The following is a 26437-nucleotide window of genomic DNA, read 5'->3' as shown; positions in this document are numbered from 1 at the left end:
TGGTTAACGCGTAACGTAATCGCCCACGGGCAAGCGGGTTGGGTACTGTTTGGTGATGCTGGCCAGAGCGTCCAACACCGCCGGTACTATGGGGGGCACCGCCGGTTCGCCCATGCCGGTGGGGGCCAGGCTGGAGTCGATAATCGACACCTGGGTTTGCGGCATGGCGTTGATGCGCAGCACCGGGTAGGTGTTGAAGTTGCCTTGCACGACCTGCCCCTTGGCAAGGGTGATCTCCTGGCGCAAAAACGACAGCCCAAAGGCCACCGAGCCCTGTGCCTGGGCCTCGATAATGCTGGGGTTGATGGCATGGCCGCAGTCCACCACGCAATAGACTTTATCGACGCTGTAGCTGCCGTCGGTGGCAACGCTCACCTCGGCCACCTGGGCGACAATGGTGCCAAACGCCTGGTGGATGGCGATGCCGCGCGCTCGCTGCTGGCCGTTGTTGCCGCCTGGCAGCGGCATATCCCAGCCGGCGTCTTTGGCAACCCGGTCAAGCACCGCCAAATAGCGCGGTTTGTCTTTGAGCATGGCCCGGCGGTATTGGTAAGGGTCTTTACCGGCCATGGCCGCTGCCTGGCTTACCAGCAATTCTTCAACCACCCCGGTGTGGGTGTGGCCCACGGCCCGCAGCCAACTGGTAGGAATGCCCACAAAATCGGGAATGTGCTGCTCTACTTGCAGGTTGGCAATGGCATAGGGCATGTCGGCCGAGCCTTCAATCAGCAACTCGTCGACTTCGGTGGTGGGTTTGTTTGAAAAACTCTGGCCAACAATGCGCCAGCGCCAAGCGCTGATATTGCCGGCTTTATCGAGCACCAGGCGGGTGTCATGCACTGTCATTGGCCGGTAACCCACGCCGCGCATGTCGTCTTCGCGCATCCACACCATCTTGATTGGCACTTTGATGTTCTGGGCGTAGGCCACCTTGGTGATGCGGGCCGCTTCCAGCACGTAATCGGAATGAAGGTTGCCCCGGCGGCCAAAGCTGCCCCCAGCATAAAGCTGGGTGATCTCCACATCCCCTGGGGTCAGCCCCAGCTCTTTGGCAACACTGGCTTGGTTGCCGGTTTGCCATTGCTCGCCGTTCCATATTTGGCAGTGGCCCTCGGTTATCTGGACCACGGTATTCATAGGCTCCATGGGGGCATGGGCAAGATAGGGCAGCTCAAACACCGCTTTGAGCTCCTGGCCGCCCTCGGGCACCGCCTCGGGCTGCTGGCCCCGGTTGATAACGGTGGTGCCTTTGGTGGCGCCAAGCTCCCGGTAGCGGGTGAACAGGGTGTCTGAATCCCAGTTAAGACCAGTGTTTGGGTCCCAGGTTATCTCAAGGGCGTCGCGCCCCTTTTTGGCAACCCAGGTGTTTTTAGCCAGCACTGCCACCCCGCCTTGGATGGTGCTATCGCCCGGTATTTCCAGCACCGCTACCACGCCGGGAACGGCCTTGGCCTTGCTGGCATCGACCTTGAGCGCCTTGGCAAACAGCCTTGGTGGGTGGGCAATAACCGCCACCAACATGCCGGGCAGTTGGATGTCTTGGGTGTAAATGGCGCTGCCGTTTACTTTGGCGGGAATGTCCACCCGCGGCATGGCGCCGCGCACGCCAATCTTGGTAAAGGCGGCGCTGTCTTTGAGTTTGACGGCGCTAGCCGCTGGTAAGGGCAGGGTGCTGGCCTTGGCCACAAAGTCGCTATAACCGGCGCTTTTGCCAGAGCCAGCCTGGCTTATCACGCCGTCTTTAACGCTAAGGGTGGAGGCTGGCACGCCCCAGGTTTGAGCGGCGGCTTCAAGCAGCATCTGGCGCGCCGTGGCGGCTGCGGTGCGCATTTGTTGCCAGGCGCCAGCCATGGCGGTGCTGCCACCGGTACCCTGAACCTTGTCGCCCCAGCTGGCCAAAATCGGGTTCATGTAAAGCTTTACGTCGGCCGGAGCGGCTTCTACCCGCAGCTGGCTTGGGTTGATGTCCAGCTCCTCGGCTGCCAGGGTGGCAAGGCCGGTAAAGGTGCCTTGGCCCATCTCCAGGTAGCTTGAGATAACGGTCACCATGCCGTCTTTATCCACCCGGATAAAGGCATTGGGCTTGAAGGTCAGCGCGCTCTTGTCGCCAAGCTCCGAGGCAATGGCCATGGGGCCGCTAAAGCTCACTGCCAGGGTCAGCGCGCCAAAACCGGCCAGAAACTGACGGCGCGATACCGCCGCCTCCAGCAGCGCCGGCGACTTTTGCTCAGTGCTCATGATGTCAGTTCCTGTGCGGCTTTATGGATGGCGGCGCGAATACGAGGGTAGGTGGCGCATCGGCAGATATTGCCGCTCATGGCCGCGTCGATATCGGCATCGGTAGGGTTGGGGTTGGTTTTCAGTAGCGCAATGGCAGACATCAGCTGCCCAGACTGGCAATAGCCGCACTGGGGCACCTGCTTATCAATCCACACCGCTTGCAGCACCTGGCCAATGCGGTCCTTGTCGGCCGCTTCGATGGTGGTAACGCTTTTTTGCGCCACAAAGGCCACCGGCGTCATGCAAGCGCGAATGGGCTTGCCGTCTACATGCACGGTGCAAGCGCCACACAGCGCCATGCCACAACCAAACTTGGTGCCGGTGAGGTTAATTTCATCCCGCAAAAACCACAGCAGTGGCATTTGTGGGTCGCCATTAAAATCAACGGTATTACCGTTTACAGAAAAGCTGATCATAGGTGCGCTACCAATAAGATGAGTGACTGAAAAAGAAGCCGGTTTACTGGATAAGATAGAGAGTCGCCCCCGCCAGAGGTAGCGCCAAGCAGGCCAATCACCCTATAAACACTGTTGCCAAAGCATTAACAGCGCGGGTAAATAATAAAAACTCTCATTACTGGGGGCGTTTTAGGGGGAGTGGTAAATAAAGCCCGCTCGCTGTTTGGTTGCTTTGATTTTATAGAGCGAAGAGGTATTCAATAAATCGTGCTTCGTTGACTTAATTTTAAATCTTATTGTTTTTTACTGCTCTCAGTTTTTATGGGTTAAAAACATTTAAGCGAGGGAATACGCGGTTTTTATAGGTAGGGCAGGGCGGTAATCGTTAAAAAAGCCTTTTTATAAAGGCTTTTTTATCAGTATAAGCAAAGATTTCAAGGATGAAACGATGAGCACGAATTTCAGGCCTATTGCTGCACCTCAGCGACCAGATGAGCCCTGCCCTCTCGAACTGGCCTTTTATAATTTCGAAGTTGAGTGTGCCAAGTACCATAACGGGGTGGAACCCATCAGTTTTGAATCTCCTCTTAGGCAGTCTAAGAAATAAAACGTTTCCACAGTCACGAAAACAGCAGGAAACTAAGGGGTATAGACTCGTTTTGCATCGTAGCATATCATGCGGACAGCCTTATTTTTTCCAGGATGGACAAGTACTTAATGGTTCTACACGAAAGAATTGCGATACTACGAACGCAGCGAATTGACGAAACTGGCTTTCCAATTCCTTCCGCGTACCAAGGCGTAACAAAAGACAAAATTAGGCAAGTTCTCGCTCGACTCGATCTTGGCAACAATGTTGATCTTGTAGATGGTGTCTTTGCACTTCTCGACAACGAGACAAACAGCTGGTTCTCGAAAGCTCCTCAAGGTACAAAGTTCAGCGACGGTGCGACCACGGCGCACCTTGCCTGCCATATCGGCATCCTTCAGCGCGGTAACGGTAAGTTGGATCGCGAGGGCCGGGACTACTGGATCAAACCCCTTCGAGAGCTGGGCGGAATTGAGCCGATACTTTTACATGGGGAAGAATTCATCCACGGCCACGTCAAGGCGAAGTCTCCCAACTCCTCCTATCGGCTCGCGGAGGACTTTAAAGCAATACTCCAAGCCCCGGACGATCAATGGCCCGACATGCTTACCGCTTGGGCGAGTCAGGATGCTGCAAGACAGAGGCGCGAGTTTCAAGCTGCTATGGCTGAGACTTCTCGTCAGTTGGTTGACTCTGGTCACAGTGACTTGATCCGTGCGAGCGCAGACCACTATGCGACCCGGTTCCTTCCGGGCTATGAGGTGATCTATGTCGATGACGGGGACGGCGATCGGATAACGGCAGAGGACCGGGCGGCACTTGAGCGGGCTGGGATTGATTTACAGCTTGGTGACGCTATGCCGGACCTGCTCCTATGGAACCCGGAGACTGACCGATTGTGGGTAATTGAGGCCGTTACCAGTGATGGAGAGGTAGACCTGCACAAGGTCAATCAACTCACTACGATGGCGGGGCGTTGCGGGAAAGCTGGCGTTGATTTCACAACAACCTATCGCACATGGAAAGAGACCGCAGCCCGACAAGGAGCCCACGGCAACCTCGCGGTAGGTAGCTACGTTTGGATTCAGGCGGACCCAGCTAAACACTTCCGGGTCGATTCCTTCGAGTAGGTCCTACAGCAGGGCCTCGACAATTTCATCAATCTGCTCTTGCGGCGGGAGCGCTTCACCAAAGTGACGCCCCGCCTTCTCAAGCTGCTCCACTGTCGGATAGTGGAGGTTACGGAGGTCGGTTGCGTTGACTTGGGTGTGGCCGCTGAACTGGCGGAAATACTGGTCAACCGCTGTTGAGTTCAGAAACAAGGCGAGCCCGCGCGCGAGGTCGCCCGGGAGCCCGGCACCACTCATGTGGAAGTAGTTGAGGTGATTCTCAAACCCCACAAGCTCCGCGTCGATTCGCTCCGGAGAATAAACCACCGCGACAATGCGGCGCTTCTCCTCCTTCGAGGTAAACCGTTTTGTCAGTACATAGGTGCCGCGCGGAACCATAAGTGACGCGGTTTCCCTATTCGAAACCAGTGCGTTGGGCTTCTTCGCTCCGGGCTTAGGCCATGCGACATAACCGCCGTTGAAGTGGCAAGGATAGATCAGTGGCACCGTATCTCTTTCGGGGTCCATTCTCAGGTAGTCCCTTGCTCGGAAGTCCACCACGCGCCCAGTCGATACAGTGACGCCCAAGTCACGGAGCATACACGGTAAGGTGCGGACCCGTTCGGCCAGCTCGCTATCCTGTTCAGATACCGCCAGCCGGATATACACATGCGGGTCATTCGGCAAAACAACATCCGTGAACGGCACATCCCGGCCAGTCGCTTCGATATCCTGAGGACTATGACTCAGGGATAGGCGCACCGTCTGCGGTTGTAGCTGTGACTTAGTAAGCTGATAAATAATGTTCTCTTGTAGGACTTCATCATCTTTGAACGCTTGCTTACGCGACTCATACACATGGATCTTGCGCAAAGCGGAGCGCTTAAGCATGAAGCGCCGGAAGGGCTCGAAGTAGGAGCCATTGCAGAAGCTACGAGGTGTAATAGCAACAAGCTGGCCTTTCGGTTTCAACTGGTCGAGGGCGACCGCTACGAACGCGGTATATAAGTTTGACGTTTCGATCCCCAAATTCCTCAGCGCCTTTCGGGTTTTGGAGTTGCTGTTTATTTTGGCGTAGGGGGGATTGAGGATTGCACAGTCATACTGCTCCGGTACGGAGTGCTCAGATAGCAGGGCTTCTGACGCGTTAAGAATGTAATCCTCAGCAACTACTCTGTAAGTGAATTGAATTCCAGCGTCTGCACATTCTTCCTCACAAGAGGCCAATGTCTCAGCGAGGTATTGCCCAAGCACGGAATCAACCTCAAAGGTGGTCACGTCGAGTGATTGCGGGCGGGACTCCCGGTTGCAGACTTCGCGGACAAAGGCAGCAGTCAGAGAGCCGACCCCTGCTCCGGCATCGAGTAGTCGTATTTGCTTGGGGAGTTGGTCGAACATACCTGCCATAAAAGTAGCCACCGAGGCAGGCGTCATAAATTGACCTAGCTTGCTACGCTGCTTGGGATCAAGTGTTGGTGAGACCTTGCGGCGCGCTGCATCCGCTCTATCCAGAGCTAGAACAGCCAAAGGCTCCGCATCTTGTAACTTCATAAAATTTCTCACCATTACATTGTTAGCAAATGTTTTTCTTTGCTTGAGTTTGAGTGATTATCGCGTCTTGGGTTTGCAAGGGCTACTGAAAGTGTCTTTTAGAGGTCGCTAATTCCACGACCTACTTTGGGTAGCAATTTACGGCACTAAACATGAAAAGATCGATAGGGGTTTCCCCCTATCTCAATGCATTCTGATTGCCTCACGCAATAGCAAATCGATAATGCTAACTAGGGGGTCAACTCGCACCATCCTTGGCGCTCGCCCTACGGGCAGCGCTACGCGCTGTGCCAATCGGCTGTCCTGCCGATTGGTGAACCCGGTGGCGTTCATTCACACCACCAACACCTTCCTGAAACGGGGGGATTTATTCGGCGCATCCTTGCGCCTCACCCGCTCGCTACGCTCGGGGCCAGCCTGCGGCTGTTCCAGTTTGTTCCGGACAAACTGGTGACTCGGGCCATCCTTGGCCCTCGCCCCTTTGGGGTCGCCTGCGGCGCTCCAAAATGGCTATCCTGCCATTTTGTGAACCCCCTACGGGGGTCGTAAATCCCTCCAAGCTACCGCGAACAAACAGGCCTCCTTGCGGAGGCCAAGCCGGGGGGATTTCACTCGCACCATCCCTGGTGCTCGCCCTCTGGGCAGCGCTAAGCGCTGTGCCAATCGGCTGTCCTGCCGATTGGTGAACCCGGTGGCGTTCATTCACACCACCAGCACCTTCAAACAAAGAAAAAGGCCACCTTGCGGTGGCCTTTTTCTTTGTTTGGTGGAGCCGGGGGGATTTGAACCCCCGTCCGTGAACCCTACATCCTCGGTACTACATGCTTAGTCGATCTTTTAGTTAACTACGTAGAACGCCGGTCGACAGGCTGTCAGGTAGCGAGCCTGATTGGTTTTAACGTCTTGGCTCCAGGCGAAGCCGCCACGCGATCCTGTCTGGTTTGACCTTCCTGATCCAAAGCCGACAGGCGGGCTAAGGGGGAAGGGCTCTCTACTGCTTATTAGGCAGCGAGTGCGTAGTTTTCGTCGTTTGCGACTATTAGTTTGCGGTTTTTTTACGAGGCCAACCGCACCTCGGCATGCACCTTGGGTTTCGCGATCCCCGTCGAATCCTGATCGGCCCCAAGTGGTGAACGGCGATTATATCAGAGCGGGGGCCTTGCATCCAAGGGTCGTTCGCTGTGATCTTGAGCAGTTGTGGTACCGTAAGGCATTGAGTTGGTTATAACTTAAACAGCAAGTCGTGCATGGAGAGAGAATATGAAGAAGCTGGTTTTGGCAACCCTGGTGCTGGTTGCCCCCTTGGCCCAGGCTTTTGACGATAAGGACGAGGCCATTCACTACCGCCAGTCGGTGTTTACCTTGGTAGCGGCCCAGTTCGGTGAAATGGGCGCCATGGTCAAAGGTGAGAAGCCCTTTGATGCCAAGGAGTTTCAGTACCGGGCCGAGAGCCTGGCGGCGCTGTCAAAGATGCCGCTGGAGGGTTTTTTGTACCCAGGTTCTGACAAGGGCGACACCAAGGCCAAAGAGGCGGTGTGGCAAAAGCCTGGCGAGTTCAAGGCCAAGCTCGCCCATTTTCAGAACGATGCAACTAATCTGGCCGAGGCGGCTCAAAGTGGTGACTTGAGTACCATTAAGCCGGCCTTTATGGCGACGGCAAAGAACTGTAAGGCTTGCCATTCTGAATTCAAGAATCGCTAAGTGACCGAAAAGCTGCCCTTTGGGGCAGCTTTACTGCCATGTTGAGGGCAAAAGGTAGCGTTGGCGTAATAAATCTTTAGACTGGATGCGCTATATCATCGTTGGCTTTATCAGTACATTTCGCTAACGTTGAGGTCGATAAGATTAAGGAGACAGAGCAGGTCGGTGTTTTCCTTCTAAGTAACGGTGGCATCAATGCAAAACATGGCGGGGATCAGCTGCAAGTCTTGTACTTCAGAGCTCTACACCATTCGCAAAACGGTCAAAGAGGCCTGCCAGGCCTTCGGTTTGACCCAAGCGCGTAGCAATGAAGTGGTGCTGGCCATCGACGAAGCCTGCGCCAATGTCATCCGTCACACCTGTTCTTTTTCCGACAAATTCCATATCGAAGTCTCCTTTAAGGAAGAAAACGGCTACGGCGTTTTCTTGATAAAGGACGACTGCCCCCCCATATCCGAGCAGTGCCTGCGTCCCAAGGATGCAGAACCGCTTAAACCTGGTGGCTTGGGGCTGCATCTTATCCATCACGTCATGGACAGTGTCGCGTTGCTACCCCACCCCGGCAAAGGCAACTGGCTGGAACTCAAGTTAAAACTCTAAGGCGCAAGCTTATGCAAATTACCCTGTCCGACTTTGGGCGCTTTAAGGTGGTCAAGTTGACCGGTGAAGTGGACCTGCACAACTCCCGTGAGGTCAAAAAGGCGTTGTTCGACCAGATAGACAAACAGGCTAACCTGGTGGTGGATTTTTCCGCCCTCGACTATATCGACAGCTCCGGCATGGCCACCCTGGTCGAGACTTTTAACCTCTCCAAAACCCGCAAACTTGAATTCCATATCAGTGGTGCCAGCGGCGCGCCGTTGCAGGTGCTGCAACTGACCCGCCTGGACTCGGTATTTTCGCTGGTAAGCTCCCTGGACGCGCTACAGGAATAACGCCCTTATGAGTGATTCTGTTATCTCGGTTCGGCAGCTAAACGGCTTCTATGGCCCGCGCCAGGTGCTGTTTGACGTCAACCTGGAGGTCAAACCCGGGGAGATCATGGTGATCATGGGCGCTTCGGGTTCGGGGAAAAGTACCCTGCTAAAGCACCTGTTGGCCTTGCAGATGCCCAGCTCCGGCCAGGTATTGATAGACGGCCTGGATGTAGACCGCGCCTCGGCCCGCGAGTTAAAAGACCTTCGCCGCAAGATGGGGGTGGCCTTTCAGGGCGGGGCGCTGTTGAGCTCCCTTACTGTGGGCGAGAACGTGCGCCTGCCGCTGGAGCAAAACACCAAGCTTGATAAAAACACCATCGATATCATGATGCGCCTCAAGCTTGAGCTGATGAACCTGGCCGGTTTTGAGAACCTGATGCCTGCCGAGCTGTCCGGCGGCATGCTCAAAAGGGCAGGGCTGGCCCGGGCCGTTGTCATGGACCCGAAAATCCTGTTCTTTGACGAGCCCTCGGCCGGGCTTGACCCTGTTACCTCGGTGGAGCTTGACGAGCTTATCCTCAAGCTGCGCGCCGCCATGAACATGACCATGGTCATCGTCACCCACGAGTTGGAAAGCGCCTTTAAAATCGCCGACCGGATCATGGTGCTGTTTGACGGCAAAGTGGCGCAAATCGGCACGGTAGACGAGATAAAACAGTCGCCGGATATCCGCATTCAAAACCTGATTAACCGCCGCCCGCGCCATGAGCCGGTGGACGCCGACGCCTACCTGCAACGGCTGCTGACCGGGGAGAAACGCTGATGTTGATGGTGATTAGAGGCATTAACGCGGTAGGGGCTCGCACCCGCAGCATTGTCGGCGGGGTAGGGCTTGGCATGGTGTTTTTAGTTAAAACCCTGGCCAGCCTGTTTAGCGCCGTGCCGCCGTTTCAAGAGATAGTGAAGCAAATCCTCTTTGTGGGGGTGCGCTCCTTGCCGGTACTGCTGGTGTCGTCGCTCTTTACCGGCATGGTGGTGGCGCTGCAGTTCTACGACACCCTGGTGCGTTTTGGCTCGGTAGACCTGCTTGGTTCGGCGGTGGCCCTTAGCCTTATCCGCGAGCTGGGGCCGGTGATGACGGCGCTGATGGTCATAGCCCGGGTCAGCTCCGCCACCTGCGCCGAGATTGGCATTATGCGCAACGAGCAGCAGTTTGACGCCCTCGACTGCATGGCTATCGACAGCTACCGCTACGTGATGCTGCCAAGGCTGCTGGCCTCCATTGTGGCAGTGCCTATCCTAACGGCGGTGTTCGACATGGTGGGGATAGCGGGCGGTTATATCGTCGGCGTTATCATCCACGGCGAAAGCGAAGGGGCCTATATCCAGGGCATTTTCGACACCGTTAACCTGCACGACGTGATGATGGGGCAGGTCAAATCCCTGGTGTTCGGCCTGGTGGTGATGTGGGTGCCTTTGGTGTACGGCTACTACCTGCACCTTGACCGGGAACAGGCCGGCGCCGCCGGTGTCAGCCGGGCCACCACCCATGCCGTGGTGCTCAGTGCCATTTTGATGCTGATCAGCGACTACGTGATCAGCTCCTTGCTGCTCTAGCTTAGTAATCAACAAGTTAATTGGAAGACGACATGAAGAATATCGGTGTGAACTTTATCGTGGGGCTGTTTGTGGTCGCTGGTGCCGCCCTGCTGCTGTATATGTCGATCAACATTGGCGGGGCAGCGGTATCCAATGCAGGCCACTATGATCTGGTGGCCCGCTTTCAAAGCTCCTCCGGTTTGAAGGAAGGCGCCTTTGTGGAAGCAGCCGGGGTCAGGGTTGGCGTTGTGAAACGGATTGTTTTTGACCCCAAAAAGTTCGAGTCCGTGGTTACCCTGTCGCTGGAAGATGAAGTGGAAGTGCCAGAAGATTCGGTTGCCTCCATCCGCACAGCCGGTATCATCGGCGACCGTTTTGTCAAAATCGCCCCCGGCGGCTCCGATGTGAATCTCACCAACGGTGAGGAAATCGTCGAAACCGAACCCTCCATCAGCCTTGAAGAGCTGATCAGCAAATACATGTTCAGCAGCAACGGGAACAAATCATGAAGAAGCTTATCGCGTTTCTGTTTTTCGCCAGTTTCAGCTGGCTGGCCAGCGCCGCCGAAACCCCCACCGAGGTGGCCAAGGAAGCGGTGGGCGAGATCCTGAAAATCGCCCAGAACAAAGCAGAGCCCGAAGCCCAGCGCAAGGCGGCTTTGGAGCAGGTGATCGGCAAATACGTTGACCTGCAGGCCTGCTCCCAGCGGGTACTGGCCCTGTACTGGCGCCAGGCCAGCGACGAGCAGAAAAAAGCTTTCATGGGCGTGTTCCAGCAGGTGCTGACCAACACCTATTACACGCTGCTGCAAAACTACACCAACGAAGCGGTGACCTTCAAAAGCGAAGACATCGAGCGCAAGCGCTACGCCACCGTTGAGTCCATTGTGCTCTCCCAAGGCAAAGACATCCCGGTGACTTACCAGCTGCTGCTGCGTAACGACCAATGGAAGCTTTACGACTTCTCGGCCGAAGGTATCTCGGTGGTGCGCTCTTTTAGCAGCGAATACCAAGGTATTTTGCGCACCAAGGGTGTGGACGGTTTGATCGCTACACTTAAAGCCAAACTTGCCGAAGGCACTAAATAAGTCGATTGATGGCCAACTTGTCCTGTCTTACTCAGTCCGGCTCCGGGGAGAACCCCTGGAGCCGTGTTGTCAGTGCCGCCGGTAGCGGCGTTAGCGCATTGCTGCTTGAAAACTCCATCGAGGGGCCCTGCTGGCACCCGTTGGCTGCCGACGGCAGCCTGATGAGCGCCAACGCCACCCGGCTCAGCCGCGACACCTTGATTGAACTTGCCGCCCTTGAGCAGCCCAGTGCCTTTGCCCAAGGCATTAGCCCGTTAAGTGAAGTGCTGACTTGGGTTGTGCCGCTGCCGGAGCAGCCCCATCACCGCTGGCTTTTGTTGCTCGACCCGGCAGGGCAGCTTTCTCAAGGCGAGATTGAACAAATCTTTTTGTTCCTGGGTTGGGCGCTGACCCGCCAGGCTCTGCAAGTGGCCCGCAAAGAGCTGGCCGAGCATCGCCAGCTCAGCGAGCACGCAAGAGAAGAGATGAGCCGCCTGCAGCAGCTGATGCTGCCGGACCCCGGCCTTAAAATTCCCGGTACCGAGATTGCTTTTGTGTACCGGGCGCTGCGAGGTGCAGGGGGGGATTATCTCGATATCGTCAACCTCGAATCTGACCAGAACATGACCGACCATCCCCACCAGATGGGGGTGATCATCGCCGATGCCACCGGCCACGGCCCCAGCGCCGCAGTAGAGTCGGCCATGGTGGACGCCATCCTTCGCACCTACAAACCCACCGAAGCCGAGACGGCGCCGTCGGAAGTGCTCAATTACATCAACCGGCACTTTTTTACCCGCAAGGAGCGGGGCTCGCTGCTGACCGCCAACCTCATCCGTTATCGCCCGGAAAAAAAGGCCATTTTCTACGCCAATGCCGGCCACCCCCACGCCTATTTGCGCCGGGGCGACCGCTTGATCACCCTCGACCAGGGCGGCATTCCTATTGGCGTGCTGCGCGATTACGAGTGGCAGTCTCATGCCCACGGCATCGAGCCTGGCGATATCCTCTTTATCTACACCGACGTGGTGATTGAAACCAAAAACCCTCAGCAGGAGTTTTTCGGTTTCGAGCGCCTGGAAAAGGCCTTGCTGGAAAGCCACCCCCACCCCCGGCAGCTTATTGCCCACGTGGAAAACCAGTTGCAGCTGTTCTGCCAGTGCGGGCAGTTCCAGGATGACATGACCATGTGCGCCATCCAGTTCACCGGTTAACATTGCCCAAAGGCGGCGGATCATCTTTGGATCCCGTCGCCTGAACGATTTGTTAATTGATAATGGTTATCATAACCGTTAGCCTTCCCTGCAATTAAACAGGGAGAGCCGTTATGAACCCATCGCCTACCTTCAAGATGTTGCCACTGGCCGCCGTGATTGCCGGCCTGCTAAGCCCCCAGGCTATCGCCGAGCAAAAGGCGGACAAAAACGCCGATGTTGAGAAGATAACCGTCACCGGCAATTACACCGTCAGCGAAGTGATAGACACCGCCACCGGCCTTGGGTTGACCCTTCGCGAGACCCCGCAGTCGGTAACGGTGATCACCAAAGACCGCATCCGCGATCAGAACCTCAATACCGTACTGGATACCGTGCTCAACGCCACCGGCCTCTCGGCCGAGCAGTACGACAACGTGCGTAACAGCTTCCAGGCCCGGGGTTTTGAGATAACCAACTACCAGATTGACGGCGTGCCGCTGTCATGGAGCCTGGCCGGTGACGCCGGGGAAACCATGGCTGACGTGTCCTTGTACGAGCGGGTGGAGTTTGTGCGCGGCGCCACCGGTTTGCTGACCGGCGCCGGCGACCCTTCTGCCTCCATCAACCTGGTGCGAAAGCATGCCGACAGCACCAGCCTTACCGGTTATCTGGACGTAGCGGCCGGGCGCTGGGACACCAAGCGGGTGACTGCCGATGTGGCCAACAAGCTCAATGCCAGTGGCTCGGTGCGGGGCAGGCTGGTGGCCAAGGTGGTGGACGGCGACTCCTATTGGGACAACTACCAAGACCGCAAACAGGTGCTTTACGGCGTGGTGGATACCGACCTGAGCGCCGACACTCTGCTGCGCCTTGGCGCCAGCTACCAGCACAGCGACCCTAAAGGCGCCACCTGGGGCGCGCTGCCGGCCTTTTTTGCCGACGGCACGCAAACCCATTGGAGCCGCTCCAAAACCACTGCCTCCGGTTGGAATCGCTGGGAAACCACCAACAAGAACTACTTTGCCAACCTCAACCACAGCTTTGGCAACGGCTGGCAATTGGTGGCCAACTACAACCGCATGGAATACACCAGCAAAACCAAGCTGCTGTATGTCTCAGGCCTGTTGGACCAAGACACCGGCGCCGGCCTCGGTGCCCAGCGTTATCGCAGTGAAGGGGAAAGTAACCAAGACAGCTTTGATCTGCAGCTCAAAGGGGATTACAGCCTGTTCTCGCGCCAGCACGAGTTTGTAATGGGCGCCCTTTACAGCACCCAGGATGCCACTGCCGACACCTTCGACCCCATAGGCGGCGACATGAGCAGCGGCTACGACAGCGTGCCGGTGCCCAATTTTTACCAGTGGGGTAGCCTTACCGAGCCCCAGTGGCAGAGCCAGAGCGCGCGGGTTCAGGATATCGACACCCGCCAAAAAGGCGCCTTTGCCGCCACGCGCTTGTCGGTTAGTGACCGCTTCAAGCTTATCGCCGGTGGCCGGGTGTCCAGTTGGAAGCGAAGCGGTATCAGCTATGGCACTGCCACCGATTTTGGCGATGACGGCGTCTTTATTCCCTACGCCGGCGCGCTTTATGATGTCACCGCCCAGCACCGCCTTTATGCCAGCTACACCGAGATCTTCAATCCGCAAAACTACAAGGACGCCAGCGGCCAATACTTGGACCCCGTTACCGGTAAAAGCTATGAGCTGGGCCTGAAAAGCACCTTCTTGAATGACCGCCTGCACACCTCGCTGGCGCTCTTTAAGACCGATCAGGACAACCTCGCCACCCTCGACCCCACCTTTGAAGGCAACGCCCAGCAAAGCAAGGCTTACTACGGCGCCAAGGGCTCCGAGAGCAAGGGCTTTGAAGTGGAAGTGGTGGGCCAGCCGGTAGAAGGCTGGAACCTTTCGGCCGGTTACTCGCAGTTTCATGCCGAAGACGCCAGCGGCGCCAGGGTGGCCACCACCAGCCCCCGCAAGCAGCTCAAACTCTTTACCACCTACCGCTTTGTCGATGCCTTGCCGGCGCTGACGGTTGGCGGCGGGGTTAACTGGCAAAGCGAGAGTTACTCCCAGGGCACCGACCTTCGCCTGGAGCAGGGCGCGTATGCGCTGGTCAACCTGATGGCCCGTTATGAGCTGGCCGATAACCTCAGTTTGCAGCTCAATGTCGATAACCTGTTCGACAAGACCTACTACAACTACATGACCGCCAGCACCCCGGCCTACAGCTTCTACCGCTACGGCAAGCCACGGGATGTCACCCTGGGCGTGAGTTATCACTTCTAAAGAAAACGCCAGCCTTCGGGCTGGCGTTTTGGTCACTGGGCCTGGCTAAAGCGCTCGGCCAGCCAATCAACAAACACCCTCACCCTGGGCGAGAGCTGGCGATTTTGCGGGTACAGCGCCGACACCGGCATGGCCGGTGGGGCAAAGGCGGCCAGCACTTCCACCAACGCGCCTTCTTGAAGCTCACGCTCGATGCGATAGCGCGGCACCTGTATCAGCCCCAGGCCGCCGAGGGCGGCGCCGGTGTACATGTCGGCGCCGTTTACCGACACCACCGTGTCCAAATTGATGTTGTTAAGCTCGCCATCGACGGTGAAATCGAGGCTGGCGTCCACGCCGGTGGTGCTGGCGATATAGGCCACCGCCTGGTGCCCGGCCAAATCTTCAAGGCTCCTCGGCGTGCCAAAACGGGCCAGGTAACCCGGGCTTGCTACCGTAACCTGGCGCATCTGGGCCAGGGGTTTGGCCACCAGGGAGGAATCTCGCAAGGGGCCGGCGCGCAGCACGCAATCGATGCCTTCGCGCACCAGATCCACCAAGCGATCGTCCTCGCCCAGCTGCAAGGTGATATCGGGGTAACGGGCCACAAAATCAGCAAGGGCCGGCAACACGAAAAACTTGGCCAGGGTGCCTTGCAGGTTGACCCGCAGCAGCCCCTTGGGCGGGGCGCCGCGAAAGGCGGTGTCGGCTTCTTCGAGGTCGGCAAGGATGCGCATGGCTCGCCGGTAATAGCCTTTGCCTTCTTGGGTGAGCCGCACCTGGCGGGTGGTGCGTTCCAAAAGCCGCACTCCCAGCCGCCCCTCAAGGCGTTTGATGAGGTTGGACACCGTCGCCCTTGGGATCAGCAAATCCTCGCTGGCCTTGGAGAAGCTGCCGCTTTGGGCGATGCGCACGAACACCTGCATTTCCTGGAATCGATCCATGGCGCCTAATAGTTAAAGTAAATGGAATTATGATGGCCAATATAGGGTAATTATCTTGTGAGGTGAAAGGCATAACCTCGTTCTCGTCAAACAACACGAGAGGAAAAGGTTATGTCTACTCAACAAAAAGTCGCGCTGGTTACCGGCAGCTCCCGTGGCATTGGTGCCAGTATCGCCACTCGCCTGGCCAAAGACGGTTTTGCCGTTGCCATCAACTACGCCAGCGGCGCTGATGCTGCCAAGGCGCTGGTGGCAAGCCTTGAAGCTCAGGGCCACAAGGCGTTTGCCGTGCAGGCCAACGTGGCCGACGCCGGTGAGGTGAGCGCCATGTTCAGCGCTGTAGAGCAGCACCTTGGCAAGGTGGATGTGCTGGTCAACAACGCCGGTATCTTAAAGGTTCAGCCCCTGGCCCAGGTCTCTGACGCCCTCTACCAGCAGTACTTCGCCATCAACACCCAGGGGGTGTTCAACACCCTGCGCGAGGCGCACACGCGCCTTAACGACGGTGGGCGCATCATCAACCTCTCCAGCACCACCTTGGCGCTGAAAATGCCCGGTTACGCCATCTATAACGGCACCAAGGCTGCGGTGGAAGCCTTCACCCAGGTGTTTGCCAAAGAGCTGCGTGGCCGCGCCATTACCGTCAACGCAGTGGCGCCCGGCCCGGTGGAAACCGAGCTGTTCCTCGAAGGGAAAAGCGATGAGCTGATTGGCCAATTTGCCAAGATGCCGCCGCTGGAGCGCCTGGGCCAGCCCGAGGATATCGCCGCAGTGGTGGCCTTTTTGGCCAGCCCCGATGGCGGCTGGGTGAATGGCCAGGTGCTGCGCGCCAACGGCGGCGTGGCCTGAGCATGACGCCCTTTAAGCCCCTGGCGCTGCTTTTGGGCTTGGCCCTTGGCGCTTGCCAGGGGGCAACCGCCTTGGACGCCGACGGGAAAAAGACCATGACCCCTTCCACCACTTACCTGCACTTGCTGCGCCACACGCCGTTTTTCACGGCCCTTAGCACCCACCAGCTGCGCTGGGTGATTGAGCACAGCGCCGAGTGGCATGCCGAGGCCGGGGCCGTTATTGCCCGCAGCGCCAGCGCCCCTGACTACTGGGTGCTGCTGGACGGTGGTTGGGAGCTGGTTTGCGGTGAGCGCCATTACCCCAGCGGCCATGGCGCCCCCGGCAAGTGGTTTAACCCGGCGCTGGCCAAAGGCCAGGATTGCGCCCTTATCACCACCACCGGCAGCTATGTGATGCGCATTTTGGCAAGCGATATGAACGCGATGCTGGCAAGCGGCTTTGCCTTTGACAGCCAGTTGCAGGCCGGGCGCGATTTTTACACCCCCCTTTTTGATACGGCCCTTGAGGGCCGCTAGGAGTCAACCATGTCACAGATCATTTTGATCACCGGCGCCTCTTCAGGTTTTGGCCTGATGAGCGCCAAAGCCCTGGCCGAAGCCGGCCACACCGTTTATGCCTCCATGCGCCAGCTTCATGGCCGCAACGCCACACTGGCGTCTGAGCTGGCGGACTGGTCAGCCGAGCGTGGCCAGGACCTTCGCACAGTCGAGCTGGACGTGCAGGATGAAGAGTCGGTAGCGCAGGCGGTGCAGCAGGTATTGGCCGAGAGCGGACGGCTGGACGTGATTGTTCATAACGCCGGGCATATGGTGTTCGGGCCGGCCGAGGCCTTCACCCCCGAGCAGTTGGCGGCCCAGTATGATGTCAACGTGCTTGGCACCCAGCGCCTTAACCGCGCCGCCCTGCCGCACCTTCGCCGCCAGGGTAAAGGACTGGTGCTGTGGGTGGGCTCGTCTTCCACCCGGGGCGGCACCCCGCCGTTCTTGGCCCCTTATTTTGCCGCCAAGGCGGCCATGGACGCCCTGGCGGTCTCCTACGCCGCCGAGCTGAGCCGCTTTGGCATCGAGAGCACCATCATGGTGCCCGGCGCCTTTACCAAGGGCACCAACCACTTTGCCCATTCCGGGAAACCGGCCGATGCCGAGGTGGAAGCGGCCTATCTGCAAGGCCCATACCGTGGTGTAGCGGAGCAGGCCCTTGCCGGCCTGGCGGCTTTGGAGCCGGCCGATGCCGACCCGGCCGAGGTGGCGCGCAAATTGGTGGACGTGGTGGGGATGCCCCATGGCAGCCGGCCGTTTCGGGTGCATGTTGACCCAAGCCAGGACGGCGCCGAAGTGGTGAATATGGTGGCCGACCGGATGCGCCGCGAGATTTACCAGGCCATGAAGTTAACCGATCTGCTGAGCCCTAAACGCTGAAACCAACGGCGGCCCCGCGCCGCCTTATTGGGGTTTTTGCGCGCCCCATTCAAGCAGGGCATCAAGGGCCGGGCACATGCCCTGGCCCCAAGGCGTCAGCCGGTATTCGACCTTGGGCGGCACCACCGGGTAGGCTTTTCGCTCGACGATGCCGTCACGTTCGAGCTCTTTTAGCTGCTGAATCAGCATTTTTTGCGACACGCCCGGTATCGCCCTGTCCAGATCGGAAAAGCGCAGCACGGTTTTGTCGAACAAATGAAAGATGATGATGAGCTTCCAGCGCCCCTCCAGCAGCCTAAGCACCGACTCGGTGCCCGAGGCCGCGGCGTCCGGTGTCACGTCCTCTATCCTACCAGTGGGTGAGTAACTTACCTTTTTGTCAGTACTGTTCATTTGGTTTGTTAGTTCCTATATTGGCTGGGCCATTTATCACCAACGGACAGCGCTTATGACTCTGCAACTGCCCCAGCCCCTGGGACGCTACTTCGAGTTGGGGAATTCCGAGGATCATGCCGGCATTGCCGACTGCTTTAGCGACACCGCCAAGGTTAAAGACGAAGGCCAGTGGCGTCGAGGAAAAGCCGAGATCCTTAATTGGGTTATCCATACTCGCCAGGCTTACCAATACCGCGCCGAGCCGCTCTCGTTTACCCAAGAGGGGGACTTTGTGCTGGTCACAGCCCGGCTCACCGGCAACTTTCCCGGCAGCCCCATCGTGCTGCGTTACCGCTTTGGCCTGGCCGGCGACCAGATTGATCACCTGGAGATAGCACCATGAGCTTTGCCTTGGAATTGGCTGGTAAAGAAGTGCTGGTCACGGGGGGCACCCGCGATGTCGGCAGCGCCGTGGTTCGCGCCCTGGTGGCGGCTGGCGCCAAGGTTACGGCGGTGGCCCGTACGGTGCCGGAGCAAAGCGGTGACGGGGTGCGCTACATGGCCGCCGATGTCAGCACAGCCGAGGGCTGCCAAGCGGTGGAGCAGCAGGTCATTGGCGCCGGGCCGCTGGACGCCATTATTCACCTGGTAGGCGGCTCCAAGGCGCCGGGCGGTGGCTTCAAGGCCTTGACTGACGACATCTGGCAACAGGAACTGGCCCTTAACCTGATGCCGGCAGTGCGCCTTGACCGGGCCCTGGTGCCGGCCATGGTGGCCAGAGGCCAGGGGGTGGTGCTCCATGTCACCTCCATTCAGCGCAGCCTGCCGCTGCCCGAGTCCACCACCGCCTACGCGGCGGCCAAGGCGGCTTTGTCCACTTACAGCAAGAGCCTAGCCAAGGAAGTGACCCCGCACGGGGTGAGGGTGGTGCGGGTGTCGCCGGGCTGGATTGATACCCAAAACGCCAAGGCCCTGACCGAGCGCATCGCCGCCAGCAACGGTTGCAGCCTGGAGGCGGCCCGCCAAAGCGTGATGGATGCGCTGGGCGGCATCCCTCTTGGCAGGCCGGCAAGGCCGGATGAAGTGGCCGACCTTATCGTGTTTTTGATCTCGCAAAGGGCGAGCGCCATCAGCGGCAGCGAGTTTGTTATCGACGGCGGCACCATTCCTACCGCCTGACGGCAAAGGCCGCCTTGGTGGCGGCTTTTCTTTTTGGGCGCTGGTGCAAATGCGATTTGCTATGTTATAACAACCTGGATTTTGTGATGTTATAACAAGGCTGATTGATGACCCTTCCCGATACACGCCTGCCGGTCACCGTGCTGTCCGGCTTTTTGGGCGCCGGTAAAACCACGGTGCTCAACCATATTCTCAACCACCGCCATGGCCTCAAAGTGGCGGTGATCGTCAACGACATGAGCGAAGTGAACATCGACGCGGCCCTGGTCAACCAGGAAGTGACCCTTAACCGCAGTGAAGAAAAGCTGGTGGAGATGAGTAACGGCTGTATCTGCTGCACCTTGCGTGAAGACTTGCTTCTGGAAGTGACGCGTCTGGCCAAAGAGGGCCGCTTTGATTACTTGGTGATTGAGTCCACCGGCATCTCCGAGCCGCTGCCGGTGGCCGAGACCTTCACCTTTGCCGACGAAGACGGAGTGAGCCTCTCTGATGTGGCCCGCCTCGATACCCTGGTCACGGTGGTGGACGCGGTCAACTTCTTGGATGAATTTGAAAAGGGCCGCAGCCTCAAAGAGGCAGGGGAGAGCCTGGGCGAAGAAGACCAGCGTAACGTGGCCGACTTGCTCACCGATCAGGTGGAGTTTTGCGATGTGCTGCTGATAAGCAAAACCGACCTGGTCAGCCAAGAGCGGCTTGAAGAACTCAAAGGGGTACTGCGGGGCCTTAATAGTGAAGCGAAAATGGTGCCGATAAGCCAAGGCAATGTGGCGCTCGACGAGGTGCTGGGCACCGGGCTATTTAGCTTTGATAAGGCGGCCCAGGCGCCGGGCTGGCTAAAGGAGCTGCGCGGCGAGCACATCCCGGAAACCGAAGAATACGGCATCAGCAGTTTCGTGTACCGGGCCCGGCGGCCCTTTGACCCCGAGCGGTTTTTCAATTTCCTGCACCATAGCGATTTCGCCGGCCGCCTGATCCGCTCCAAAGGTTATTTTTGGCTCGCCACCCGCCCACAATTTGCCGGGCAATGGAGCCAAGCCGGCGGCGTGGCCCAATACGGCTTTGCCGGTCTTTTTTGGAAGGCGGTGCCAAAAGACAGCTGGCCTACCGATGAAGACTCCCTGGCCTTTATTGCCGAGCATTGGCAAGAGCCCTTTGGCGACATGCGCCAGGAGCTGGTGTTTATCGGCCAAAACCTCGATGAGGCCGCCATTCGCGCGGCCCTCGACGGCTGCCTGCTGGACGATGAAGCCCTGCTGGCTGGCCGCGAATACTGGCAGACCCTGAGCGACCCCTTCCCGGCCTGGGAATAAAAAAACGCCGCCCACGGGCGGCCTTTACTTGTCGATATGGCCCATATCCCGGTCTGGGGCTATCACATCGCGCACCTTTTGCTTGAGCACTTTGGCCTCGGGGAAGCCGCCGTCGCGTTTTCGCTCCCAAATCAATTGGCCGTTGCAGTGAATTTCAAAGCGCCCGCCGGTGTCCGGGTGTAGGGTCAGGCTGGCGATGTCGTCGCTGAAGGTGCTCAGCAGTTCCTGGGCCATCCAGGCGGCGCGCAGCATCCAGTTGCATTGGCGGCAGTAATAGATGTCGAGGGTGGCTTTGCTCATGGCGGCTCCCGGCTTAAAGCGGCTTTATAGCAGCTTGGTGGGCGGCAGGTAAGGGGCAAGAGGCAGCGGTAATAAAAAGGAGGCATTTGCCTCCTTTTTGATGACGGTCGTTAGAGCCGGGCCTTTGGCGCATTAAAGCTCCCTACTCAAGGTGGTTACTTGTAGCTGCGCTTTACCCTCTAACGCTTTGGCCAGGGCCTGGAAGGGGGCGGCGGCGATATGGGCATCGAGGGCGGCTTGGTCGCGCCATCGCTCCAGCATCACCAGCCGGGTGCTGTCGGCGCTGTCGCGATAAAGGTGGTAGTAAAGGCAGCCATCTTCGTTTTGGGTGGTGAGTTCTACCGCTTTGAGGGCTGCCAGTACCTCGGCTTCAAAGCCTTGCTCGGCAACTATGGTGGCAACCACCGCCAGTTCTTCATGCATCACTGCTTCTCCTGATTAAAAAACACCGGCTGCCTCGCTTGAGGGCCGGTGTCAGGGTGCGCCGGTTAGCCTTTGCCAAAAAGCCCTGGCGCTGGGAAAGACTTTCGTGCAAAAAGCGAAAGTCAAAGGCTGGCTTTAGCCGAGCCGCGCCCCTTGGCGCAGGATCTGTGGCGGAATGCCAAAGCCGCGGATAAAGACTTCGCGCATGTGGCGGCGGTCGCGAAAGCCGGTTTCTTTGGCTATCACGTCCAGGGTCTGGCGGCTTTGTTCTATTAGCAGGCGCGCCGCTTCCAGGCGCATACCTTCTACGGCCTTGGCCGGGGTATGGCCGGTTTCCTGACGAAACACCCGGCTGAATTGGCGGGGGCTCAGGTGTACGGCGGCGGCCAGATCGTCAACGGTCAGGCTGCCTTTGAGGTTACGCCGGGCGTATTCCAGGGCGTTTTGGATGCGGCTGGATTTGGGGGAAAGGTCCACCATCTCGGAATGCTGGCTTTGGCCGCCGGAGCGTTTTTGGCTCATCACCAGTTTGTGGGCCACAGAGCGGGCCACTTCGCTGCCAAGGTCCTGCTCGACCATGGCCAGCGCCAGATCCAGGCCTGCGGTCATGCCGGCAGAAGTCCAGATATTGCCATCGGCCACATAGATGCGGTTGGCGTCGATATGGACATCGCTAAAGCGCTGCTGCATGTCGCCAGCCAGGGCCCAGTGGGTGGTGGCGGTTTTATTGGCAAGGAGGCCGGCTTCAGCCAGATAAAAGGCGCCGGAGCAAATGGCGGCCATGCGCTTGGCATGGAAGGCGGCATTTTGTAAAAAGCGTTTTTTGGCCTGGCTGGCCGGGGCGGCCATGGGGTCGTTGACGCCGCCCACTATCCAGGTGTCGGCCGTGCTGTGTTCATCCACGGCGCGGGTTTGTACCACCATCCCAAGGGAAGAGCGAATGTCGCCGCCGCTCATGGAGTAGTTTTCCACCTGGTAGAACTTCTCTCCAAAGGTGAGGTTGGCGGACTCGAAGACCGCCTGGGTAGACAGTGCCATGACTTGAAAACCCTCTTCCAACAAAAAGCCGACCTTGTGCATAACGTCCTCGATTTTTCCGGGCCCGGCTTGCCGGGCTTAGCCTCACTTTCTGGCCGGTTGCGACCATGAAAGCCGTTTCTGGCCGGGAGCCCCCGGCAATAGCTAGCTGCGTGCCTTGGGGTGGTGCACCAGGGTCAGCCAGATGTAAAAGGCAGCCAGCACCAGGCACATACCTGAGCGCCGCGCCGCCAATGAACCGCGCCCGCTGGGGTATAGGGCCCCGGCCAGCGCATTGGTGAGAAACAGGCCGCCAACCAGCAGTGCGGCGGTCAAAGTGGCGGCTGCGGTGCGCAGCTGCCTTGCCATTCTTCTGCCCATCCGGCCCCGGCGCGGGCGGCTCAGCAGCCCCAGTAGCGGCAGGGCAAATATCCCCAGCAGGCTGGTGACAAAGAGTGCCAGCAGGGCGATGTCTACCAGTGCCAGGCCACAGACCAGCAGCCCCAGCCGGCCGATACCCACCAGCGGCATCGCCAGGCCATGGCCGATAAGGCTGGCCGCGCCTTTTAATCTGGGCTTGAGCACGTTGACGTTGGTCATGACAAGGCTCCTTGGGCTGATGAGTTAGGCCGCTTGCGCTGGTTTAAGACGACGCTGGCAACGCCTGAACACGCCTTGGGCGGTGCAGGGTATAAAGATTCCTGGGCCTTGCCGGTGTGGCTTGAGGCTCCGGGCGGACATTTAAGTGTTTCTCAACAAATTCAATAAATTGCTGCGGCTTTAGCGGGCGGGAGAAATGAAAGCCCTGGAGAATGTCGCATTGGTATTCTTGCAACAGGCGCAGTTCTTCGACCGACTCAACCCCTTCGGCGATGACCTTGAGATTAAAGCTGTGGGCCAGGTTGATAATGGCGCGCACGATGGCGTCGTTGTCCTTGGTCAGATGCAGCCCCTGGACAAACGAGCGGTCGATTTTGAGTTTGCTGACGGCAAAGCGCTTGAGGTAGGCGAGGTTGGAATAGCCGGTGCCAAAATCGTCGATGGACAACTGCACCCCCAGCGCTTTGAGCTGGTCGATGATCTGGGTGACCCGTTGGGAGCTTTCAATCAGCATGGACTCGGTCAGCTCCAGCTCTAACAGTGCCGGGTCGAGCCCGGATTGGTCCAGGGCCGCTTTAACGTCAGCCACCAGATCCCCTTGCTTGAAATGCACTCCGGAGCAGTTGACACCAATGACGATGCGGCCAAGGCCCAGGCGCTGCCAGATAACCGCCTGCTTGCAGGCTTCACTGAACACCCAGCGGCTGATGGGAATTATCATGCCGCACTCTTCCGCGGCCGGGATGAACTCGGCCGGCGAGATGGCGCCGGCCACCGGGTGTTCCCAGCGCAGCAGGGCTTCAGCACTGACAATATGGCCGGTCTGAACGTCAAACTGCGGTTGGTAGTAGAGGGTAAGCTCGTTGTTTTCAAAGGCCTGGCGCAGCTCGGTTTGAATTTGCAGGCGGCGCAGGCCGTCTTCACCCATCTCTGCCGAGTAATAAGCGTAAGTGTTACGGCCGGCGGCCTTGGCGGCATAAAGGGCCATGTCGGCGGCTTTGAGCAAGGTGTCGTAATCCTTGCCGTGCTCGGGGTACATGGCCACGCCAATGGAGGGGGTTACGCCCAGGCGGGTATCGCCGTCCATCACCGGGCTGACAAAATGTTCCAAGATGGCGTCCAGCAGGTCGCGCAGCATGAAAATGTCCGGTACCCGGGCCAGGGCCAGGTATTCATCGCCGCCGAGGCGGGCTACCACGCTCAGGCGTGGGCGCATGCTGCTTAGGCGACTGGCCACTTCCTGCAATACCCTGTCGCCCACTTCGTGGCCCAGGGTGTCGTTGATGGTTTTGAAACCGTCGAGGTCGAAATACAGCAGTACCGCCATTTCGCCACGCTGATTGGCGTCGTTCACCACCTTGTCGAACTGCTCACCCAGCTGCCAGCGGTTGGGCAGGCCGGTCAGCGGGTCGTGGTAAGCCATAAAAGCGATGCGCTCTTCGCTTTGGCGGCGCTCGGAGATGTCCTGCAGGGTAAGGATGGCGCCATCCGCCTGCTGGGTATTGGGGTAAGCCCGGACTTCCACCGGCACCACTTTGCCGTCGACATTGATAAAGGCGCAGTCTTCGCAGTGGAAATACTCCCCTTTACCTACCGCAGCCAGCACTTGCTCGCTGAGTTTGTCAGGGAAGCCGCGCTCGTCGATAAAGTGGCTGTCGATACGGCTATCGAGCAGGGCCTCGGGGTTTTCAAAACCCAGCAAGGCGGCGCCGGCCAGGTTGCAATAGGTGCAGCGGCCCTGGCCATCTATCACAAAGATCGGGTGGCCAACGGCGTTGAGCAGGTAATTGACCCGTGCTTCGCTACTTTGAAAGCGTTCCACCGCTTGCCATTCCCGCTGTTTGGTCATCAGCAATTTGCGGCTCAGCCAGTGTTGTACCAGGAACAAAATGGCGCAAAGGGCGCAGGCGAGCAGGGCATAAGCCTGCCACTGGGCCAGGTAATCGCGGCTGGAAAGGCCAACCTCCAGCACCAACGGCAGATTAGGCAGGGTGCGGTAGCTGTACAGGCGGCTTTGGTCGTCCACAACCGACGGCATGGTGGTAAGGCCGTCACTGCCGTCATGGATAAGCTTTTGGTCGGCCTGCACAGTGGGGTACTGGCGGTAGATATCCGGCAGGGCAGGGCGGCGCAGCAGGATGTCGCCGCTGTTTTGCTGGCGCAGCAAGATCTCGCCATCTTTACCGATATCCAACTGGGCAAAGAGCGCGGTAATGGCTTTTAACGACAAGCTGGTGGCGACCCAGCCCTCGGGGAAGGTTTTGTCTTTGCCATAGACCGGCACCGCCAGGTGCAGCACCTGATTTACCCGGTCTGGCTCAATGACAACGGCCTGAGGAGTGCTGGTGGAGCTGAGCAGTTTGCGAAAGAAAAGGGCCGGGGAATAGAGCTTGTCGATGCTGGGGATGTCGTTAGCCGGTTGGGAGCGAAAGATCACCTGCCCCTGGTCGTTCAGCACATCAAAGTAACGGCTGAAGGACATTTGTTCGGCCAGTTGGGTCAGGTGTTTTTTGTCGGCCGCCAGTTGGTGGCCTTGAGCGAAGAAAGAAGGCGGTAACAGGTTGGCGATACGGTCCAAATCGACCCTGACTGGCTCGATAAGCCCTTGGTCTAGCTGCGATTCCAGAGCCAGGCTCAGGTTTTGCAGCTCAGCTTCTGTGTGGCGTTTGGTCTGTAGATAAGAGGAGACCAGAAAGCCTGCCAGCAGCACTACCAAGATGGCGCTAAAGCCAAGCCAAAGTTTTTTGTAAGGGCTCGGCGGGGTAGTCAGCAGGGTGAAATCGTTGTCATCACTCATGGCTGCCACTCCGCGTTTTCACTATTTGCAGCCCGTGGCGCTGAAAGCTGTGCCGGGGCTGGACTTTGGGGGATGGCGCTTTGAGGGTCAGCAGATGAGGGCCAAAACCAGGCTCCCAGAGCATGGCGTAGACAACAGGGATCTTTTTAAATCCCACTTTAGGCCGCTGCCTTGATTTGATGTTGTCCTGTTGCATTGCCGTTGCCTCCGAGGAGCACCTTAAAGGACGAAATCGCGTTACGGATTTCCGTTATGGGTGATCCTAGAAAAGGCTGGCGAGTAAAACACTTCTACCTAGGCTGGATTGGCGTTGCGCCTTGGTTTGAACCTCTTATACCTAAGTATGGATAGCGGTCATCAATTACGGATTTCAGACGGCCAAAGGCCAGATAAACGTAAAAACAAACCAAGGTATAGGTTGCCCATACTTTTATATGAATGTTAGCGCGCCAAAGTATGGATGGAATTTACATAGCTGCCCGGTAATCTAAATGTGCATCTGGCGGATATTTTTTATCTGCAAAGAAGCGGCTTGGTAATAACGATGTA

The 26437-nt window shown here is 58.1% G+C and carries 26 protein-coding genes and 1 other RNA gene; 16 read left to right on the top strand and 11 right to left on the bottom strand.

Features of this window, described 5'->3' with window-relative positions:
* Positions 1–3: 3 nt before the first annotated feature.
* Together AC22G1_RS14465 and AC22G1_RS14460 are read right to left on the bottom strand one after the other, a co-directional pair.
* Positions 4–2238 carry a xanthine dehydrogenase family protein molybdopterin-binding subunit gene (locus AC22G1_RS14465; RefSeq protein ID WP_487313991.1) on the bottom strand — a complete coding sequence of 745 codons (2235 nt, stop codon included), beginning with the start codon at positions 2236–2238 and terminating at the stop codon, positions 4–6.
* The gene (locus AC22G1_RS14460) at positions 2235–2696 is read right to left on the bottom strand and encodes a (2Fe-2S)-binding protein (protein ID WP_487313990.1); all 462 of its coding nucleotides are present in this window, start codon (positions 2694–2696) and stop codon (positions 2235–2237) included. Before AC22G1_RS14460 ends, AC22G1_RS14465 begins: the two co-directional genes overlap by 4 nt.
* A 684-nt stretch (positions 2697–3380) precedes the next feature.
* Between AC22G1_RS14460 and AC22G1_RS14455 the strand changes: the two genes are divergently transcribed.
* A complete protein-coding gene (locus tag AC22G1_RS14455) occupies positions 3381–4397 on the top strand; it encodes a BsuBI/PstI family type II restriction endonuclease (protein WP_487313989.1) in 1017 nt (338 codons plus the stop codon).
* 3 nt (positions 4398–4400) lie between these two features.
* Here the strand turns inward: AC22G1_RS14455 and AC22G1_RS14450 are convergent, their stop codons facing one another.
* Both AC22G1_RS14450 and ssrA read right to left on the bottom strand, forming a co-directional pair.
* On the bottom strand, positions 4401–5927 hold the full coding sequence (locus AC22G1_RS14450) for an Eco57I restriction-modification methylase domain-containing protein (RefSeq protein ID WP_487313988.1): 1527 nt from the start codon (positions 5925–5927) through the stop codon (positions 4401–4403).
* A gap of 764 nt (positions 5928–6691) precedes the next feature.
* Positions 6692–7051: a transfer-messenger RNA gene (ssrA, locus tag AC22G1_RS14445) on the bottom strand.
* A 136-nt stretch (positions 7052–7187) separates the two neighbouring features.
* Between ssrA and AC22G1_RS14440 the strand changes: the two genes are divergently transcribed.
* From AC22G1_RS14440 to AC22G1_RS14400, 9 genes are all read left to right on the top strand, one after another.
* Positions 7188–7628, top strand: coding sequence for a c-type cytochrome (locus tag AC22G1_RS14440; RefSeq protein WP_487313987.1), 441 nt, complete (start codon positions 7188–7190; stop codon positions 7626–7628).
* A 195-nt stretch (positions 7629–7823) separates the two neighbouring features.
* Positions 7824–8228 carry an ATP-binding protein gene (locus tag AC22G1_RS14435; protein WP_487313986.1) on the top strand — a complete coding sequence of 135 codons (405 nt, stop codon included), beginning with the start codon at positions 7824–7826 and terminating at the stop codon, positions 8226–8228.
* 11 nt (positions 8229–8239) lie between these two features.
* The gene (locus tag AC22G1_RS14430; protein ID WP_487313985.1) at positions 8240–8563 is read left to right on the top strand and encodes an STAS domain-containing protein; all 324 of its coding nucleotides are present in this window, start codon (positions 8240–8242) and stop codon (positions 8561–8563) included.
* A gap of 7 nt (positions 8564–8570) precedes the next feature.
* Positions 8571–9368, top strand: coding sequence for an ABC transporter ATP-binding protein (locus AC22G1_RS14425; protein ID WP_487313984.1), 798 nt, complete (start codon positions 8571–8573; stop codon positions 9366–9368).
* The gene (locus AC22G1_RS14420; RefSeq protein WP_487313983.1) at positions 9368–10162 is read left to right on the top strand and encodes an MlaE family ABC transporter permease; all 795 of its coding nucleotides are present in this window, start codon (positions 9368–9370) and stop codon (positions 10160–10162) included. Before AC22G1_RS14425 ends, AC22G1_RS14420 begins: the two co-directional genes overlap by 1 nt.
* A gap of 32 nt (positions 10163–10194) precedes the next feature.
* Positions 10195–10653, top strand: a complete 459-nt coding sequence (mlaD, locus tag AC22G1_RS14415) for an outer membrane lipid asymmetry maintenance protein MlaD (RefSeq protein ID WP_487313982.1) — start codon at positions 10195–10197, stop codon at positions 10651–10653.
* Positions 10650–11231, top strand: coding sequence for an MlaC/ttg2D family ABC transporter substrate-binding protein (locus AC22G1_RS14410; protein WP_487313981.1), 582 nt, complete (start codon positions 10650–10652; stop codon positions 11229–11231). Before mlaD ends, AC22G1_RS14410 begins: the two co-directional genes overlap by 4 nt.
* An 8-nt stretch (positions 11232–11239) precedes the next feature.
* Positions 11240–12424, top strand: a complete 1185-nt coding sequence (locus AC22G1_RS14405; RefSeq protein ID WP_487313980.1) for a PP2C family protein-serine/threonine phosphatase — start codon at positions 11240–11242, stop codon at positions 12422–12424.
* A gap of 113 nt (positions 12425–12537) precedes the next feature.
* Positions 12538–14694 (top strand): TonB-dependent siderophore receptor, encoded by a 2157-nt coding sequence (locus tag AC22G1_RS14400; protein ID WP_487313979.1) that lies wholly within the window; start codon positions 12538–12540, stop codon positions 14692–14694.
* A 32-nt stretch (positions 14695–14726) separates the two neighbouring features.
* Here AC22G1_RS14400 and AC22G1_RS14395 read toward each other — a convergent pair whose 3' ends face one another.
* Complete coding sequence (locus tag AC22G1_RS14395) at positions 14727–15617, bottom strand: LysR family transcriptional regulator (RefSeq protein ID WP_487313978.1); 891 nt, start codon at positions 15615–15617, stop codon at positions 14727–14729.
* A gap of 111 nt (positions 15618–15728) precedes the next feature.
* On the opposite strand from AC22G1_RS14395, the gene AC22G1_RS14390 reads away from it, so the two are divergent.
* The 3 genes from AC22G1_RS14390 to AC22G1_RS14380 are packed head-to-tail and all read left to right on the top strand — an operon-like array spanning position 15729 to position 17887.
* Positions 15729–16466 carry an SDR family oxidoreductase gene (locus tag AC22G1_RS14390; protein WP_487313977.1) on the top strand — a complete coding sequence of 246 codons (738 nt, stop codon included), beginning with the start codon at positions 15729–15731 and terminating at the stop codon, positions 16464–16466.
* A 2-nt stretch (positions 16467–16468) separates the two neighbouring features.
* Complete coding sequence (locus AC22G1_RS14385) at positions 16469–16984, top strand: hypothetical protein (protein WP_487313976.1); 516 nt, start codon at positions 16469–16471, stop codon at positions 16982–16984.
* Between the two features lie 9 nt (positions 16985–16993).
* Positions 16994–17887 (top strand): SDR family oxidoreductase, encoded by an 894-nt coding sequence (locus AC22G1_RS14380; protein WP_487313975.1) that lies wholly within the window; start codon positions 16994–16996, stop codon positions 17885–17887.
* A 24-nt stretch (positions 17888–17911) separates the two neighbouring features.
* Here AC22G1_RS14380 and AC22G1_RS14375 read toward each other — a convergent pair whose 3' ends face one another.
* Positions 17912–18226 (bottom strand): winged helix-turn-helix transcriptional regulator, encoded by a 315-nt coding sequence (locus AC22G1_RS14375; protein ID WP_487313974.1) that lies wholly within the window; start codon positions 18224–18226, stop codon positions 17912–17914.
* A 109-nt stretch (positions 18227–18335) separates the two neighbouring features.
* On the opposite strand from AC22G1_RS14375, the gene AC22G1_RS14370 reads away from it, so the two are divergent.
* The 3 genes from AC22G1_RS14370 (at position 18336) to zigA (ending at position 20751) form a co-directional block, all read left to right on the top strand.
* Entirely contained in the window at positions 18336–18665 is a 330-nt protein-coding gene (locus AC22G1_RS14370; RefSeq protein WP_487313973.1) for a nuclear transport factor 2 family protein, read from the top strand.
* Positions 18662–19441, top strand: coding sequence for an SDR family oxidoreductase (locus AC22G1_RS14365; RefSeq protein ID WP_487313972.1), 780 nt, complete (start codon positions 18662–18664; stop codon positions 19439–19441). The genes AC22G1_RS14370 and AC22G1_RS14365 overlap by 4 nt, the downstream gene beginning before the upstream one ends.
* A 107-nt stretch (positions 19442–19548) precedes the next feature.
* On the top strand, positions 19549–20751 hold the full coding sequence (gene zigA / locus AC22G1_RS14360) for a zinc metallochaperone GTPase ZigA (RefSeq protein ID WP_487313971.1): 1203 nt from the start codon (positions 19549–19551) through the stop codon (positions 20749–20751).
* A gap of 24 nt (positions 20752–20775) precedes the next feature.
* Here zigA and AC22G1_RS14355 read toward each other — a convergent pair whose 3' ends face one another.
* The 5 genes from AC22G1_RS14355 to AC22G1_RS14335 form a co-directional block, all read right to left on the bottom strand.
* The gene (locus tag AC22G1_RS14355; RefSeq protein WP_487313970.1) at positions 20776–21051 is read right to left on the bottom strand and encodes an Rdx family protein; all 276 of its coding nucleotides are present in this window, start codon (positions 21049–21051) and stop codon (positions 20776–20778) included.
* Positions 21052–21183: 132 nt separating this feature from the next.
* Positions 21184–21474, bottom strand: a complete 291-nt coding sequence (locus tag AC22G1_RS14350; RefSeq protein ID WP_487313969.1) for a putative quinol monooxygenase — start codon at positions 21472–21474, stop codon at positions 21184–21186.
* 135 nt (positions 21475–21609) lie between these two features.
* Complete coding sequence (locus AC22G1_RS14345) at positions 21610–22554, bottom strand: GlxA family transcriptional regulator (protein WP_487313968.1); 945 nt, start codon at positions 22552–22554, stop codon at positions 21610–21612.
* Between the two features lie 102 nt (positions 22555–22656).
* Positions 22657–23091, bottom strand: coding sequence for a hypothetical protein (locus tag AC22G1_RS14340; RefSeq protein ID WP_487313967.1), 435 nt, complete (start codon positions 23089–23091; stop codon positions 22657–22659).
* Positions 23092–23134: 43 nt separating this feature from the next.
* Entirely contained in the window at positions 23135–25888 is a 2754-nt protein-coding gene (locus AC22G1_RS14335) for a bifunctional diguanylate cyclase/phosphodiesterase (protein ID WP_487313966.1), read from the bottom strand.
* Positions 25889–26437 lie beyond the last annotated feature (549 nt).

The sequence above is a fragment of the Gallaecimonas zhanjiangensis genome, assembly GCF_057624825.1.
This window is presented reverse-complemented; position numbering and strand designations above follow the sequence as displayed.

Excerpts from the sequence above, each read along its gene's own strand:
- AC22G1_RS14465 (WP_487313991.1), bottom strand. The coding sequence starts at position 2,238 with ATGAGCACTGAGCAAAAGTCGCCGGCGCTGCTGGAGGCGGCGGTATCG.
- AC22G1_RS14460 (WP_487313990.1), bottom strand. The coding sequence starts at position 2,696 with ATGATCAGCTTTTCTGTAAACGGTAATACCGTTGATTTTAATGGCGAC.
- AC22G1_RS14455 (WP_487313989.1), top strand. The coding sequence starts at position 3,381 with ATGGACAAGTACTTAATGGTTCTACACGAAAGAATTGCGATACTACGA.
- AC22G1_RS14450 (WP_487313988.1), bottom strand. The coding sequence starts at position 5,927 with ATGAAGTTACAAGATGCGGAGCCTTTGGCTGTTCTAGCTCTGGATAGA.
- AC22G1_RS14440 (WP_487313987.1), top strand. The coding sequence starts at position 7,188 with ATGAAGAAGCTGGTTTTGGCAACCCTGGTGCTGGTTGCCCCCTTGGCC.
- AC22G1_RS14435 (WP_487313986.1), top strand. The coding sequence starts at position 7,824 with ATGCAAAACATGGCGGGGATCAGCTGCAAGTCTTGTACTTCAGAGCTC.
- AC22G1_RS14430 (WP_487313985.1), top strand. The coding sequence starts at position 8,240 with ATGCAAATTACCCTGTCCGACTTTGGGCGCTTTAAGGTGGTCAAGTTG.
- AC22G1_RS14425 (WP_487313984.1), top strand. The coding sequence starts at position 8,571 with ATGAGTGATTCTGTTATCTCGGTTCGGCAGCTAAACGGCTTCTATGGC.
- AC22G1_RS14420 (WP_487313983.1), top strand. The coding sequence starts at position 9,368 with ATGTTGATGGTGATTAGAGGCATTAACGCGGTAGGGGCTCGCACCCGC.
- mlaD (WP_487313982.1), top strand. The coding sequence starts at position 10,195 with ATGAAGAATATCGGTGTGAACTTTATCGTGGGGCTGTTTGTGGTCGCT.
- AC22G1_RS14410 (WP_487313981.1), top strand. The coding sequence starts at position 10,650 with ATGAAGAAGCTTATCGCGTTTCTGTTTTTCGCCAGTTTCAGCTGGCTG.
- AC22G1_RS14405 (WP_487313980.1), top strand. The coding sequence starts at position 11,240 with ATGGCCAACTTGTCCTGTCTTACTCAGTCCGGCTCCGGGGAGAACCCC.
- AC22G1_RS14400 (WP_487313979.1), top strand. The coding sequence starts at position 12,538 with ATGAACCCATCGCCTACCTTCAAGATGTTGCCACTGGCCGCCGTGATT.
- AC22G1_RS14395 (WP_487313978.1), bottom strand. The coding sequence starts at position 15,617 with ATGGATCGATTCCAGGAAATGCAGGTGTTCGTGCGCATCGCCCAAAGC.
- AC22G1_RS14390 (WP_487313977.1), top strand. The coding sequence starts at position 15,729 with ATGTCTACTCAACAAAAAGTCGCGCTGGTTACCGGCAGCTCCCGTGGC.
- AC22G1_RS14385 (WP_487313976.1), top strand. The coding sequence starts at position 16,469 with ATGACGCCCTTTAAGCCCCTGGCGCTGCTTTTGGGCTTGGCCCTTGGC.
- AC22G1_RS14380 (WP_487313975.1), top strand. The coding sequence starts at position 16,994 with ATGTCACAGATCATTTTGATCACCGGCGCCTCTTCAGGTTTTGGCCTG.
- AC22G1_RS14370 (WP_487313973.1), top strand. The coding sequence starts at position 18,336 with ATGACTCTGCAACTGCCCCAGCCCCTGGGACGCTACTTCGAGTTGGGG.
- AC22G1_RS14365 (WP_487313972.1), top strand. The coding sequence starts at position 18,662 with ATGAGCTTTGCCTTGGAATTGGCTGGTAAAGAAGTGCTGGTCACGGGG.
- zigA (WP_487313971.1), top strand. The coding sequence starts at position 19,549 with ATGACCCTTCCCGATACACGCCTGCCGGTCACCGTGCTGTCCGGCTTT.
- AC22G1_RS14355 (WP_487313970.1), bottom strand. The coding sequence starts at position 21,051 with ATGAGCAAAGCCACCCTCGACATCTATTACTGCCGCCAATGCAACTGG.
- AC22G1_RS14350 (WP_487313969.1), bottom strand. The coding sequence starts at position 21,474 with ATGCATGAAGAACTGGCGGTGGTTGCCACCATAGTTGCCGAGCAAGGC.
- AC22G1_RS14345 (WP_487313968.1), bottom strand. The coding sequence starts at position 22,554 with ATGCACAAGGTCGGCTTTTTGTTGGAAGAGGGTTTTCAAGTCATGGCA.
- AC22G1_RS14340 (WP_487313967.1), bottom strand. The coding sequence starts at position 23,091 with ATGACCAACGTCAACGTGCTCAAGCCCAGATTAAAAGGCGCGGCCAGC.
- AC22G1_RS14335 (WP_487313966.1), bottom strand. The coding sequence starts at position 25,888 with ATGAGTGATGACAACGATTTCACCCTGCTGACTACCCCGCCGAGCCCT.